The organism is Burkholderia sp. BCC1638, from assembly GCF_902833195.1.
Lineage (GTDB): Bacteria > Pseudomonadota > Gammaproteobacteria > Burkholderiales > Burkholderiaceae > Burkholderia > Burkholderia diffusa.
Window position 1 is genome coordinate 59669 of record NZ_CADFEC010000007.1, and the last position, 13840, is coordinate 73508.

Below are 13840 nucleotides of genomic sequence, written 5' to 3' on the forward strand. Positions count from 1 at the left end.
CCGTCGCTCGTTGCGTCACGTTGCATGGACCGAGGCAAGCCGTGTGCCAGCGTGCGGCTGGCACGCGCGTTGCACGCGGTTCGCGAATGCGGCGACGGACACGGCGATACATGCGGTCCCCGTGCAGCCGGGCGACCGAACGCCGCGCGCTGCTGCTGCGGTTCGGGGTAACGGCCGTGCCTCTGCACCAGGCGGCGATGCGCCACTTCGGCGAACGCGCCGCACTGGCGTGGTGCGGTTCGCATGGCGCGGCGTGCGCTTTCGGTGCAGGGGCACGAACGGCAATCAGCGGGAGAGCGACATGGAATCTACCGGACGGACGACGTTGACCATCAGCAGCCGCAACTACTCGTCGTGGTCGATGCGCGGCTGGCTGCTCGCGAGGCTGAGCGGGCTCGTGTTCGAGACCGTCAGCGTGCCGATCGACGCGGCATCGCGCGCGGAGCTGCTGCTGCTGTCGCCGTCGATCCTCGTGCCGTGCCTGACGCACGACGGCAGCACGGTGTGGGACACGCTCGCGATCGCCGAATACCTGAACGAGATCCGGCCGCAGGCGCGGCTGTTGCCGGACGACCGGCATGCGCGCGCGCATTGCCGGTCGATCTGCGGCGAGATGCATTCCGGTTTCAGCGCGCTGCGCTCCGCGTTGCCGATGAACCTGCGCGCGCACTTCCCCGGTTTCCGGATCTGGTCGCGTGCGCAGCACGACATCGAGCGCATCGTGACGATCTGGCGCGATTGTCTGGGCGCGTACGGCGGCCCCTGGCTGTTCGGCGAGCGGATCGGCGTCGCCGATGCGATGTACGCGCCGGTCGTCACGCGATTCCTGACCTACGACGTGAAACTCGAACCCGACATCGCCGAGTACTGCATGCGCGTCCTCGCGCATCCGTTCGTCGCGGAGTGGATCGATGCCGCGAAAGCGGAGCAGGAAGACATCGACGAACTGGACATGGAGTTCTGACGCGCGACGCACCTTCGTGCGTTGAATCGGACGCCGGCACGTCCATCGAAACGAACCGCCGCCGCAACTGCGCAACTCGCAAACGTTTTACGTTGATTTTCGCTGGAAACGAGGACGAATTCCCTAAAGGATGCTGGTGCCGATGACGTTAAACGGGCACGGGGACGACTGTCGATCGCATGCATGCAACATGCGACGCGCAGTCCGCAACAACCAGCGCAGCAGGGGAACCAACTTGAACCGTCAGCAATCTTGGACGCGTACGGCCGCGCCCGGCGAGATCATCTACTCGGAGGGCTTCGCCGGCGAGCCCGTCATCTTTCTGATCGCCGACGGCAAGGTCGAGCTGTCGACGCGCTGCGAAGACAAGCGTGTCGTCGTCGCGACGCTCGGGCGCGGCGAGTTCTTCGGCGAATCCGCGTTGCTCGCTTCCGAGCCGCGCGCGCATACGGCGAAGGCGCTGTCGTTCTGTCAGCTCACGGTCGTGCCGGCCACGCTGCTCGACGAGGAAATCGAGCACGTGTCCGCGCTGCTCCGTCATGTCGTGCGCACGATGATCCGGCGCGTGAAGCGCAAGGACGACCAGCTCGCGACCTATACGCACGCGGATTTCATGCCGGGCGTGCTGTCGTATGCGCATGTGCTGTCGCTGATGGCGGGCGCCGACACGCGCGGATCGGACGACGCGTGGTCGCGGCGGCCGATGCAGGCGCAAGCGGGCGAGGCATCGGTTCCGCTCGCTGACGTGATTCGCCGCTGTCGCGCGATCGCCGGCCATTCGCGCCCGCACGTGCTTGCGATGCTGCGCCGCATGGAGAAGCTCAATCTCGTCACGATCGAAGCCGCGCAGGCGGACCATGCCGGCGGCGCGGCCGATTACACGGCGTCATCGGATGCGCGCCAGGTCGTCACGTTCGATGCCGCGCGCGTGGTCGATCGCGCGCAGCAGGTCGCCGATCACGATCTCGATCTGTCGATCAACAGCGAGCTGGAACTGATCGAGCTGGCCGATCTCGAAGCGCTGATCGGCGTCGACCGGAAGCTGCTGCTCAACAAGCTGTCGCACGGCGAGATCGCCGACGAGGTGTTTGCGTTCCGCAAGTCGAAGGTGCTCGGTTACGTCGAGCAGAAGGGCGTCGCGTATTTCTCGCGGCGCAGCCCGCGCGCCGGCGGCGACGTGCGCGCGCTCGAGGATATCGTGTGGGTCGACCAGCGCACGCTGTTCGACGTGATCAGCGCGTTCGATACGTACGATCTTGCGAAGCTGATCGCGAGCCTCGACGATCGCGCGGTGGCCGACAAGCTGTTCTCCGTGATGACGGAAGCGCGGCGCAACGAGGTGTCGTGGGTGATGCGTCGCGAGCTGAAGCTCGACCCGATCGAGATCGAGGAGATCGAACGGCGCGTGCTCGATGCCGTGCGCGCGGCCAAGGCGCCGGCGGCAGGTGCGGCACCCATGCCGCTGGCTTCATCCGACGCGTGACGCGCAACCCGACGGAGACACCCATGGATTTGTTGACCCTGGCCGGCGTGCTGCTCGGCGGCGCGGCCATCATATTCGGCTTCGCACTGGAAGGCGGACATTTTTCGACGCTGTTCCAGTTCGAGGCGCTCGTGATCGTGCTCGGCGGTACGCTCGGCGCGGTGATGATCCAGAACACGTGGGCGCGGTTCTTCGATGCGGTGAAACAGTTGCGGCTCGCGTTCGTGCGTGCGCAGGAAGTCGACCGCAAGCACTTGACCGACCTGCTGGAGTGGGGCGATCGCGCGAAGCTCGACGGGTTGCTCGCCTTCGAATCGATGGACGTGAGCGGTATCCATCCGTTCGCGCGGCGCGGGCTCGAACTGCTCGCGAACGGCGTGTCGACCGCCGTGCTCGAGGATGCGCTGCACCGCGAGCTCGACGCATACGAGCGCAGCCGGCTCGCGGCCGCGCGCGTGTGGCAGCAGGCCGGCGGCTATGCGCCGACGTTCGGCATTCTCGGCTCGGTGCTCGGGCTGGTCCAGGTGACGAGCCATATTCTCGAACCGGCGCAGCTCGGACCGGGCATCGCGGTCGCGTTCATCGCGACGCTCTACGGCCTCGCGTTCGCGAACCTCGTGTTTCTGCCGCTCTACGGCAAGCTGCGCGCGCAGATCGACAGCGAGTTGCGATTCCGCAAGCTGTATCTCGACGGCCTGCTCGCGATTTCGCGCAAGGAGTCGCCGCATACGATCGAGACGCGGCTGACCGGCGACGTGCGCGGCCGCGCGGCGGAGTCCCTCGCATGACGCACCGGGAGCTTCGACATGACCGCTCGAACTGACGGCGCGCGGGCGGGCTCGCTCGCCACCGATCGCGACGACGAAGGCGAAGGCACGCAGTCCGGACGCTGGCTGATTTCCTACGCGGATCTCATCACGACGCTGATGGTGCTGTTTCTCGCGCTGTACGTGCTGCAGCTCGCGAAATACAACGCGCTCGATGCGCGCTACCAGACGCTTGCACGGCACGACAGCGGGACCGCCAGCGCGCCCGGCGCAGCGATGCCTGAGCGTGCCCCCGCCTGGCTGGCATCGCTCGACGCGCTGAAGTCGAACGGCCGCATCTCGCTCGTGCGTGCGCGGCATGGCATCGAGATCGGCATCGACGCGAAAGTTCTGTTCAACGTCGGCGATGCACGCTTGCTGCCCGATGCGACGCCGGTGCTCGGCCAGATCGCGCAGGCGCTGAGCGAACATGCGACCGGCGACATTCTCGTCGAAGGGCACACCGACAGCGTGCCGATCGCGAATGCGAAATACGAATCGAACTGGGAGCTGTCGTCCGCGCGGGCGGGCAGCGTCGTGCGCTATCTGGCCGATCGCGGCGTCGCCCCGCACCGGCTCGCCGCGATCGGGCGGGCCGATACGCAACCGCTCGTCGCGGGCGACGATGCGGCCGCGCGGGCGCGCAACCGGCGCGTGACGATCTTCGTCGCGTATTGAGCGTGCGAGCCTCGACAGGCGCGCGAGACGGTTACCCGTCAACGACATATTCGATCTCGCATGACGAACATGTGAACCCGGCGATGCGATTCCGCGCACGCCTGCCGATAACCCAAGCTGGCTCAGACCGAGCGGTTATCGAGGGTTCCCCATGCATTTCTGGCGCAAGCTGTCCATTCAGAACAAGCTGATTCTCAGCATGACGAGCTGCCTGCTCGTGTTCGTCGCGATCTCGAGCGGGTTGAGTGTCCGTCTGATCGGCAATGCCGTGCGCGAGCGCGTCGTCCGCGAAGGGCTGCCGACGGCCGTGAGCGGCATTCGCGCCGACGTGCAGCGGCAGTTGGCCGGGCCGATCGCCGCATCGCGCGTCCTCGCGCGCGATGCGTTCCTGCTGCAATGGGAAGCCGACGGCGAGCCCGACGCTGGCACGCGCAACTGGATCCAGCTGGCGAGGAACGTGAAGGACGAGCAGAAGGCGGCGTCCGTGCAGTGGGTGTCGGTGAAGAGCCGCAACTACTACAACGAGGCCGGCCTGCAGCGGAAGGTCACCGAGAACGATCGATGGCTCGCGACCTTCCTCGCATCGGGCAAGACCTACGAGGTGAACATGGATCGCGAGGTCACCGCCGGCGGCTACATGATGTTCATCAACAGCCGCGTGGAACTCGACGGCACGCCGGTCGGCGCGACCGGCATGAGCCTGTCCGTCGACGCGCTCGCGAAGGGGATCGCCGCGTACCGGATCGGCGATACCGGGTTCGCATACCTCGTGCGGCCCGACGGCGCGATCATGATGCATCGCGATACGTCGCTGATCGACGGCAAGCACTTCCTGAAGGACGAACCGGGGCTGCCCGGCGATGCATCGTCGACGTTGCTGGCCGGCCAGCCGTATGCGTACCTGAGCTACGACGGCGACGGCGGTGCGCGCTTCATCGCGACGTCGTTCATTCCGGAGCTGAATGCGTACGTGGTCGTCGAAGTGCCGCAGGCCGAACTGCTCGGCCCGGTGACGCGTGCGATTCGCAGCGCGGCGCTGGTCGCCGCGGTCGCGGGCCTCGGCGTCGCGCTGGTCGTGATCTGGCTGGTCGGGCGCGCGATCGCCGCGCCGATCCGCCGAGCGGCGACGCTGCTGTCGGAGATCGCGAGCGGCCAGGGCGACCTGACGCGCCGGATGACGGTCGAGAGCGAGGACGAGATCGGCCAGCTGTCGGACGCGTTCAACCGCTTCGTGTCGTCGTTGTCGACGCTCGTTCACCGGATTCGCGCGGCGTCCGCGTCGATCGCAACCGGCTCCGCGCAGATCGCGTCGGGCAATGCAGACCTCAGCGAACGGACCGAAGGGCAGTCGAGCAACCTCGAGCGGACGGCTTCGTCGATGGAGGAAATCACGGCGGTCGTGCGCAACAACACCGAAACCGCGACGACGGCCGCGAAGCTGATCACCGGCGCATCCGATACGGCGATGCGCGGCGGGCACGTCGTAGGCGAAGTCGTGACGACGATGGAGCAGATCAGCGATGCGTCGCAGCGCATCTCCGAGATCATCGTGATGATTGACAGCATTTCGTTCCAGACGAACATCCTCGCGCTGAACGCGGCGGTCGAGGCCGCACGCGCCGGCGAGCAGGGCCGCGGGTTCGCGGTCGTCGCGTCGGAAGTGCGCAATCTCGCGCAGCGCAGCGCGCAGGCGGCGAAGGAAATCAAGGCATTGATCGAGCACAGCGCGGGGACGGTAGACGCCGGGTCGCGGCTCGTCAGCGAGGCAGGGAAGGTGATGAGCGACGTCGTATCGCAGGTGCAGGGCGTCAGCGCGATGATGAGCGAGATCGCCGAAGCGAGCCTGGAACAAAGCGCCGGCATCGACCAGGTCGGCGACGCGGTGCAGTCGCTCGATCAGATGACGCAGCAGAATGCGGCGCTGGTGGAGGAAAGCGCGGCGGCGGCGGAAAGCCTGAAGCAGCAGGCGGCGGAACTGACGCAGCTGGTATCGGCATTCAAGGTGGATGAATGAAGCGCGCGCGACGTTAGAATGATGCGCTTCTGAGGGACGTCGGCCGTGGGATGACGGCGGACGTTCTTGCTGTCGGCGCGGGATTCGTCAACGTCATAAAAATGAAGCGCATTTCAAGATTGAAGGTCGGGGTAGGGGCGGTGGTGGTCGCGGCGGTGCTCGGCGCGGTTGGGGCGAAGGTGATCGCATCGCCGGCAGATTCGTATCTTGCGTATCGGAAGAAGGCCGCGGCGCGAACGGAAGATCGACCGCGTGTCGACCAGCAGTACACGGCCGACGTGAATGCGCGGCTCGCGAGGCTCGTCGGCACGGTCCGGGCGAAAGGGTTTGCCGCGAAGGCGGCGGGCACGGTGCAGAGCGTCGGCCCCGTCGACGGGATGCCGCCGGGGCCGGACGGGCTGGCCTTCAAGTCGGCCGACGGCAAGACGAATCTCGTCGTGACGACGGTTCCGCTGCTGAAGGCGTGGGCGAGCACGGCGGATGCGGGCATCAAGCCGACGGACGACGTGGCCGCGATTCTCGACAATGAAACGCTTTACACGGACGTATTCGGCGACGACGCCGCGGCGTTTCGCTTCGCCGAGTTGCCCGTCAAGCGGCAGCCGGCCGACGGCGTGGTGAAGGCGTGGCTGCTGGGCGAAAGCCAGGACGGCGTGCCGGACGGGCCGAACACGCTGGCCGTGTCGGTCCGGCAGGGCGAACGGGTTTATATCCAGTGGAAGAGCGTGACGCTGCGCCCGATCCTGGCGTGCGGCGCGGGGCGCGTGCCCGAGGATGCGCGGCAGGCGTGTTTCGCCACGCAGGTGGTGTCACAGCGGATCTACCCGCGGCTGATCGCGCAGGCGCAATCGATGGCCGATGCCGTGGTCCGGTAGCGGACGGTAGGCGTCGGCCTGTCGCCCGCCGACCGGATTCAAGGCGACCGCAACGCCTGCAGCCCCAGCGTGAGCGCGTTGAACGGCATCTCCGCAGCGCCCAGCGAAAAGCTCGTCGCATTCGCGGTCGCCCCCGGCGAATGCATCAGCGCGTGAACGATCCGCTCGCTCGCATGGCCGTCGCCATACGGATTGCTCGCGCGCGCCATTTCCTCGTACGCGCTCTCGCTGTCGAACAGCCGCGACGCCTCCCAGACGATTCGTTCCCGGTCCGTGCCGACGAGCCGCGCGGTGCCGGCCTGGATCGCCTCGGGCCGCTCGGTCGTCTCGCGCGTGACGAGCACCGGCTTGCCGAGCGCGGGCCCTTCCTCCTGAATGCCGCCCGAATCGGTGATGATGAAATGCGCGCGCGACATCAGGAATACGAATGAAAGATATTCCTGGGGATCGATCAGGTAAATGTTCGGCACGCTGCCGAGCAGCGCGCGCGCCGGCTCGCGCACGTTCGGATTCAGGTGCAGCGGATAGACGAACTGCGCATCGCGATAGCGGTTCGCGAGCGTGCAGAGCGCCTCGCAGAAATGCCGGAACGGCTCGCCGAAGCTTTCGCGGCGATGGCCGGTGATCAGCACGACGCGGCGGGACGGATCGAGAAAGGGAAAGTGCGCGGCGATCTTGTCGTTGAGCACGGTATCGTGGTCGAGCATGCGTTTGACGTCGTGCAGCGCATCGATCACGGTGTTGCCCGTCATCACGACCGCGCCAACCGGCACGCCTTCGCTGAACAGGTTGTCGCGCGCCTGGCCGGTCGGCGCGAAATGCCATGACGACACCGCATCGGTCACGCGGCGATTCAGTTCCTCCGGCCACGGCGACCAGATATCGCCGCTGCGCAGGCCCGCCTCCACGTGCCCGACCGGCAGATAGCGGTAGAACGCCGCGAGACTGACGGCCAGCGTCGTCGTCGTGTCGCCGTGCACCAGGACGACGTCGGGGCGGAAGTCGTCGAAGACGATCCCGATCGCCTGAAGAATGCCGGTCGTCACGTCGGTCAGCGTCTGGCTCTGGCGCATCAGATTGAGATCGTAGTCTGGCTTGATGTCGAACAACGTGAGGACCTGATCCAGCATCTCCCGATGCTGGGCGGTCACGCATACGCGGGCGTCGACATCCTTGCGCGACTTCAGCGCGCGAACGAGCGGCGCCATCTTGATGGCTTCCGGCCGAGTCCCGAATACAAGCAAGATCTTCTTCATCGTTATCCTCGTTGAGCATCTTCGCGCCGGAAGACCCGGCACCTGGCGCCAAGCCTGGTTGCAGGCGACTCGTCCCGTCCCGCATGCGGCCACGCCGGCCGGCGTCGGCCGCACGACATTCAGCGGCGCGGCGGGGCGAGCGCACCGTTCTTGTCCGCGCGGTCTCCGCCGCGCATTCGTCGGACTACGGACGTCCCCTTGCATCTCGTCAATCACGTCATTAGCGTTCCTCATTGTGTCGATCGCCACGTCCTTCCGTCACACGATTCGCGTCGCTGCACGCCGGCGCACCGGAAAGGCGATCCCGCATTCCATACAGCAATATTCAAACCAGCGGCCCCTGCGTCCGGGTCCGATTCGAGCGGCACGCGCGGTTCGTTACGGAACGTTTCACAACTGCTACGGACGCCGGATCGGCGCAAGGGCGCGATGCAGATAAACGGGCGTCCATTCGCGCGAGCAGTGCGGTCGCGACATGCGAAGCACGGCGGCGTGGATCGAGCGTCGACTACCGCTCGAACGGCATCCATCGTTCGAAGCGCATTGAATCGCTTCGATATGCGAATTTTGTCTGGGCAATGAAAGGCATGTCGCCGATTGTCCGGATCGGGTCGCGGAGAAATGATTTGCCCGTCGTGCCGCATCGCTCGCGCTGCTCGAGCCGACAGGCGCGAAATGTTGCGTATCTGTAACGCGCGGCCGGAATGCGGCTGGCATGCACGCATGACGGCCTTCCAGCGCGCGCCGCAGCGTTGGCGCGGACGTTTTCCGGACATGGCCCGTGCGATGGCGATTCGCGACGGATCGCGTCTCGAAGCCGAAGCGCGCGAGGCGACATACGTGCGATGAACAGACGATTCGTCGCGCAACGCGAACGGATCGCGATGCCGACCGCACATGCCGTGCCAAAAGCTGATTCGCCGGTGAATCAAAAACACTCGGCCGCGGCCCCGGCTGCGCCCGCCGCCTGATCGTGGGTCCTTGCCGCACGGGGCGCGGCGGCCGATGGCTCGCCGCTTGCTTGTTCTGGACGGACAGGCGCGTTCCGACGTGTTCCAACGACAGCAGACGGACAGGGACGCCAAAGCAACGAATCCGGAAAGCGGCACGACACGTTCGTCCGGCGCGGAAGACGCCCGCGCCAGCCCGACGAACGTAAGGCTGCTTCCCATTGTCATCCGCGCGACTCACGGCTCGGGCGCAAGCGCCTGGCTGCCGCCCGTCGCCGGCACGGGGGCAGGACATGAAGAACCGTCGGACGGTGTCGCTCTGCGTCGAAGGCATCCTGCTGTTGATCGTGCTGGCCTGCTCCCAGGTCGTGCATGACACCGCATCGCGGCCGTTCGCCGACACAGTGCGCATCGGCATGCCTGCGGCAGGCGCGGCGGAGCGCAGCGCCGCCTATGCCGGTGCCGCGCCGCTCGCGGTGCGCGCGTCGACCGATGCGGACTCGTGGCTCGAACCGGCGCCGGCCCGAACCGCGCAGGCCACATTCGATCCCGACGTGCTGTTGATTCCCTGTGTCGCCTACCTGTGGCTGTTCACGCTTCTGACCTGCGTCTATGCGGCGCGGCATTACGTGTTCAGTCTCGACCGTCTGTTCAAGCCGCAGCACGCGCCTTATCGGGCGGTGACCCACGGCGAATGGCCGCGGCTCACGGTGTTCGTCGCCGCGCACAACGAAGAAGCCGTCGTCGTCGATTGCCTGATGGCGCTGCTCGCGACGACCTATCCGCACGACCGGCTGACGATCATTCCGGTCAACGACCGTTCGACCGACAACACGCGCGCGCTGATCGACGAGGTGCGCGCGCTGGCGCCGGAGCTCATCAAGCCGTTTCATCGCGAGAGCGGCAAGCCGGGCAAGGCAGCCGCGCTGAAGGACGCGCTGCGCTTCATCCGCGGCGACATCATGGTGGTGTTCGATGCCGACTATCTGCCGCGTCCCGGGCTGTTGAAGGAACTCGTCGCGCCGTTCTTCGATCCGGAAGTCGGCGCGGTGATGGGCCGCGTCGTGCCGCAGAACGCCGACAGCAATCTGCTCGCGCGGCTGCTCGATCTCGAGCGCGCGGGCGGTTATCAGGTCAACCAGCAGGCGCGCAACAACCTGAACCTGGTGCCGCAATACGGCGGCACGGTCGGCGGTATCCGCAAGGGCGCGCTCGATGCGGTCGGCGGATGGTGCGACGACATGCTCGCCGAGGATACCGACATGACCTATCGCCTGCTGCTGAGCGACTGGCGCACGGTCTACCTGAATCACGCCGAATGCTACGAGGAAGTGCCCGAGCGCTGGGCAGTGCGCGCGCGGCAACTGACGCGCTGGGCGAAGGGGCACAACCAGACGCTGCTGCGCTATCTCGGTCCGGTGTTGCGCAATCCGCTGATCTCGCGGCGCTGCCGGCTGGACGGCGCGCTGCTGCTCGGCGTGTTCCTGATGCCCGCGCTGCTCGCGATCGCGTGGGGCACCGCGATCACGCTTTATCTGCTCAATGGCGTCAACTCGACGGCGCTCGGCCTGCTCGTGTCGCTGTTCGCGCTGTTCGCGTTCAGCACCTTCGGCAACTTCGGCGTGTTCTTCGAGATCGTCGTCGCCGCGCGGCTCGACGGTCGCGCGACGCGCCTGCGGCTCGTGCCGGTCAACGTGGTCGGCTTTTGCGTGACGATCGCGGCCGTGGTGTCCGCGCTCTGGGGGCTTGTGCTCGACGCCGCGTTGCGCCGCGAACTGAAATGGGACAAGACCGAGCGTTTTCGCCGGCAACTGAAACCGGGGCGGTGAACGATGACGACCTTCAATGTGATGGTGCCGGTGGCAGGCGTGCTGAGCCTGCCGTTCCTGCCGTTGCTGCACGAGCTGATCCGGCGCAGCGACGTGGCGGCACTGCCGATCGGCGACGGACCGTTCGTCGACCAGGCGCTGCTCGCCGCGCGCTGGCGCGATGCGCTGCGCGCGCACGCGGGCGGTGCGCGGCCGGCCGATGCGTCCGCGATGCCGCCGTGGCACGCGCTCGGGCTCCTGGTGCGGCATGACGACGAGATCCGCGTCGTGCACGACGAACATTGCGAGGATGTGCTGTACGCGGATCGCGCGATCACGCTCGACCGCGGCGCGCGGGCCACGTATGCGTTCGCCGAGCAGCGCATCGACGTTCATGCCGGCGCGACGATCGGCATGCTCGCGCACGCGCCGCAGATCGATGTCGACAGCGCGGTGCTGCGCGGCGTCGTGGTGGGCGGGACGGTATACCTGCATGGCGCCGGCGGCTTCGCGTGCCTGTACGGCGAGCCGATCGTGTTCGGCAAGGCACCGACGGTGCCGACCGACGATACGGCCGTCGCACCGCGCCGTGCGATCTCGCTGACCCGCCACTTCTCGACGCTGCCGCATCGCTACGTGCACGGCCGCTACCTGCTGCCCTGCGACGTGCGTCTGCCCGCGCATACGGTCGTGCAGGGGAACCTCGTCGTGGACGGCACGCTGGTGCTCGGCGACGGTTGCGTGCTGCGCGGTGGCGTCAAGGCGCATCGCGTCGAGCTCGAGCGCCACGCGTTGCTGCACGGCTCGGTGTTCGCGCGGGACGACGTGCTGCTCGCCAGCGGCAGCTGCATCGACGGCGTCGTATCGGCCGGCGGCCTGCTGCGCCTGACCGGCGCGCGCATCGGCGTGGCCGGTCATCCTGTCAGCGCCTGTGCGCGCGACGTTTCGGTCGTCGGCCATGCATGCGTGCACGGCGACCTCGTCGCATGCCGCAGCGGCTGGTTCCACGCAGCCCGTTAAGGAGCGCCTCCATGTCCGATCGTTCCCGCCGTCGCGGCTCGCGCGCTCCGGTCGCCGCTCTGGCGGTGCTGTGCGGCGTTGCCGTCGGCCCGCTCCCGGTGCTCGCGGCGCAGCCGGATGATGCCGGCGCGCCGGTACCCGCGCAGTCGCCCGACGCCGTCGTGCCCGTCATCGTGCCGCGCACGCTGGACGCGCCCACGTTCGTGCGCGTGTCCGCCGACGGCCTGCCGGACGGCACGCCGCTCGCCGAATTCTCGCCTGACGATACGAACCGGCCGCCGTTGCCCGACGCCGTGATCGCGCACGTGCAGGCGCCGAGCGAGCCGCATGCCGAGATGTCGCTCGGCGTGTCCAGCGCACACCTGACGCACGGGTATGGCGACTGGTACGGCGTGCACGTGCGCGGCGTCTATCAGGACGGCGGCCGCACGATACTCGGCGAGCTGGCGCAACTGCATCGCTTCGGCGAGAACACGCAGCTCGGCGCACTGACGTACGTGCAGGACCTGGGACCGGACTGGTTCGGCGGGATCGGCTTTTCTGGCACGACGTCCGGGACGCTCCTGCCGAGCGCGCGCGTCGACCTCTCGATCAACCGCAAGCTGTTGTCCAACCGGTCGCTGATCGTGTCGCTGGGCGCCGGCTATGCATGGAACCGCAGCGGCCACCGGGATCAGCTGTATCACGCCGGCGTGATCTGGTATGCGCTGCCGAAGTGGATCTTCGAGGCGGGTACGAACTACACGGTCGATTCGCCGGGGTCGGTGAAGGCGCCGCAATACTACGGCGCCGTCACCTACGGCGAGGTCGGGAAAAGCGTGATCGTGCTGCGTGGCGGGTTCGGCCGCGAGGCGTATCAGGTCACCGGATCCGGTTCGCAGATCGCCGATTTCCGCAGTCACGAAGTGATCGCGAAATGGCGCTACTGGTTCACGCGCAAGTGGGGTACGCAAGTCGAATTCGACTACTACCATAACCCTTACTATTCACGGATCGGCGGCGAGCTGAGCGTGTTCTATCGCTGGTAACGGGAACGGGCGCCATGCAGACGCATCCCGTCCGTCCTCCCGTCGACCGTTCGCTGCGGATCCATCCGCATCCACAGCGCTGGCTGATATCGATCGTGCTGCTGACCCCGACGCTCTATGCGTTGCTGTGGCTTGGCCTGCCGCTCGCGTGGCGCTACTGGCGCGCGGTCATGGCGTGGGGGGCGCACGAGATCGATCCGGCGCTGCACGTGATCGTGATCGGCTATCCGCCCGATGCGCCGCGCGTCCCGCTGCTGTCGATCGATCTCGCCGCGCGAATGCCGAGCGGGACGCAGCTTGCCGTGACTGCGGTGCTGTGCGCGATCGGCTTCGGCGCGTCGTTCTTCCGGCGTGCGAACTGGTTGCCCGTTGCATATCTGTTACGTATCGCGAGCTTCACGCAGCTACTGATCTGCGCGTATTTCTGGCTCGCGCCGGGCGCGTTCCCGTACGTGCCGATGCTGCATTTGCGTGACATGTTCGTACTGCACGGCGCGGCGATCGCGCTGATTCCGCTGGTGATGGCCGCGCTTTACTACCCGCTCGATTTCACGCCGCTTCAGAAGATCGCCGCATCGCTTCTCGTGGTCGGCTACTTCGTGTTCGCGCTGCCGTTCGTGATGCTGCTGCACGCGGTCGTCATCCATCACGGCTCGCTGCTGTTCCTGCCGTTCTGCTATTTCCTGCTCGGCGGCCCGCTGCTGATCGGCCTGCTCGTCACGCTCTATACCTACTGCGCGAGCTGGCCCGGCTCGCTGACGAATCCGTCCGACGATTCGTGCTAAACGCCGCCGTATCAGTGATGAAACGATTCGGCCGCGTTTTTCGCCGCACCGCATGGCACGCGACGCACCGAGCGAGCACGACAGGGCTTTCGGAGCCAATGGCACGTTGTTCGCTTCTCTTCCTGCGTCGCATCGATTCGTTTCCAACGGAGACGACGGCACGGCCGCCGATG

11 protein-coding genes are annotated in these 13840 nt (G+C 66.9%); 10 read left to right on the forward strand and 1 reads right to left on the reverse strand.

Annotation, left to right across the window (positions count from 1 at the left end; all coding sequences use genetic code 11):
• Positions 1-301 precede the first annotated feature (301 nt).
• From HWX22_RS10340 to HWX22_RS10365, 6 genes are all read left to right on the forward strand, one after another.
• The gene (locus HWX22_RS10340; protein ID WP_175906649.1) at positions 302-964 is read left to right on the forward strand and encodes a glutathione S-transferase family protein; all 663 of its coding nucleotides are present in this window, start codon (positions 302-304) and stop codon (positions 962-964) included.
• A 235-nt stretch (positions 965-1199) separates the two neighbouring features.
• A complete protein-coding gene (locus tag HWX22_RS10345) occupies positions 1200-2447 on the forward strand; it encodes a cyclic nucleotide-binding domain-containing protein (RefSeq protein WP_059819607.1) in 1248 nt (415 codons plus the stop codon).
• A 23-nt stretch (positions 2448-2470) separates the two neighbouring features.
• Entirely contained in the window at positions 2471-3235 is a 765-nt protein-coding gene (locus HWX22_RS10350) for a flagellar motor protein (protein ID WP_175906648.1), read from the forward strand.
• Between the two features lie 18 nt (positions 3236-3253).
• Entirely contained in the window at positions 3254-3931 is a 678-nt protein-coding gene (locus HWX22_RS10355; protein ID WP_175915574.1) for an OmpA family protein, read from the forward strand.
• Positions 3932-4082: 151 nt separating this feature from the next.
• Positions 4083-5945, forward strand: coding sequence for a methyl-accepting chemotaxis protein (locus HWX22_RS10360; protein ID WP_175906646.1), 1863 nt, complete (start codon positions 4083-4085; stop codon positions 5943-5945).
• Positions 5946-6046: 101 nt separating this feature from the next.
• A complete protein-coding gene (locus HWX22_RS10365; RefSeq protein WP_175915575.1) occupies positions 6047-6820 on the forward strand; it encodes a hypothetical protein in 774 nt (257 codons plus the stop codon).
• Between the two features lie 38 nt (positions 6821-6858).
• Here HWX22_RS10365 and wecB read toward each other — a convergent pair whose 3' ends face one another.
• Positions 6859-8076, reverse strand: a complete 1218-nt coding sequence (gene wecB / locus HWX22_RS10370; RefSeq protein ID WP_175915576.1) for a UDP-N-acetylglucosamine 2-epimerase (non-hydrolyzing) — start codon at positions 8074-8076, stop codon at positions 6859-6861.
• A gap of 1243 nt (positions 8077-9319) precedes the next feature.
• On the opposite strand from wecB, the gene HWX22_RS10375 reads away from it, so the two are divergent.
• From HWX22_RS10375 to HWX22_RS10390, 4 genes are read left to right on the forward strand one after another with little or no spacing between them, the layout of a single operon-like run.
• On the forward strand, positions 9320-10855 hold the full coding sequence (locus HWX22_RS10375; protein ID WP_175906642.1) for a glycosyltransferase: 1536 nt from the start codon (positions 9320-9322) through the stop codon (positions 10853-10855).
• 3 nt (positions 10856-10858) lie between these two features.
• Positions 10859-11854 carry a polymer-forming cytoskeletal protein gene (locus HWX22_RS10380; protein WP_175906640.1) on the forward strand — a complete coding sequence of 332 codons (996 nt, stop codon included), beginning with the start codon at positions 10859-10861 and terminating at the stop codon, positions 11852-11854.
• Positions 11855-11865: 11 nt separating this feature from the next.
• On the forward strand, positions 11866-12882 hold the full coding sequence (locus tag HWX22_RS10385; RefSeq protein ID WP_175906638.1) for a YaiO family outer membrane beta-barrel protein: 1017 nt from the start codon (positions 11866-11868) through the stop codon (positions 12880-12882).
• A 14-nt stretch (positions 12883-12896) separates the two neighbouring features.
• Complete coding sequence (locus tag HWX22_RS10390; RefSeq protein WP_175906636.1) at positions 12897-13667, forward strand: hypothetical protein; 771 nt, start codon at positions 12897-12899, stop codon at positions 13665-13667.
• Positions 13668-13840: the final 173 nt, after the last annotated feature.

Bases quoted from the DNA above. Each gene is read 5' to 3' on its own strand.
- HWX22_RS10340 (WP_175906649.1), top strand. From the start codon at position 302: ATGGAATCTACCGGACGGACGACGTTGACCATCAGCAGCCGCAACTAC.
- HWX22_RS10350 (WP_175906648.1), top strand. From the start codon at position 2,471: ATGGATTTGTTGACCCTGGCCGGCGTGCTGCTCGGCGGCGCGGCCATC.
- HWX22_RS10355 (WP_175915574.1), top strand. From the start codon at position 3,254: ATGACCGCTCGAACTGACGGCGCGCGGGCGGGCTCGCTCGCCACCGAT.
- HWX22_RS10360 (WP_175906646.1), top strand. From the start codon at position 4,083: ATGCATTTCTGGCGCAAGCTGTCCATTCAGAACAAGCTGATTCTCAGC.
- HWX22_RS10365 (WP_175915575.1), top strand. From the start codon at position 6,047: ATGAAGCGCATTTCAAGATTGAAGGTCGGGGTAGGGGCGGTGGTGGTC.
- wecB (WP_175915576.1), bottom strand. From the start codon at position 8,076: ATGAAGAAGATCTTGCTTGTATTCGGGACTCGGCCGGAAGCCATCAAG.
- HWX22_RS10375 (WP_175906642.1), top strand. From the start codon at position 9,320: ATGAAGAACCGTCGGACGGTGTCGCTCTGCGTCGAAGGCATCCTGCTG.
- HWX22_RS10380 (WP_175906640.1), top strand. From the start codon at position 10,859: ATGACGACCTTCAATGTGATGGTGCCGGTGGCAGGCGTGCTGAGCCTG.
- HWX22_RS10385 (WP_175906638.1), top strand. From the start codon at position 11,866: ATGTCCGATCGTTCCCGCCGTCGCGGCTCGCGCGCTCCGGTCGCCGCT.
- HWX22_RS10390 (WP_175906636.1), top strand. From the start codon at position 12,897: ATGCAGACGCATCCCGTCCGTCCTCCCGTCGACCGTTCGCTGCGGATC.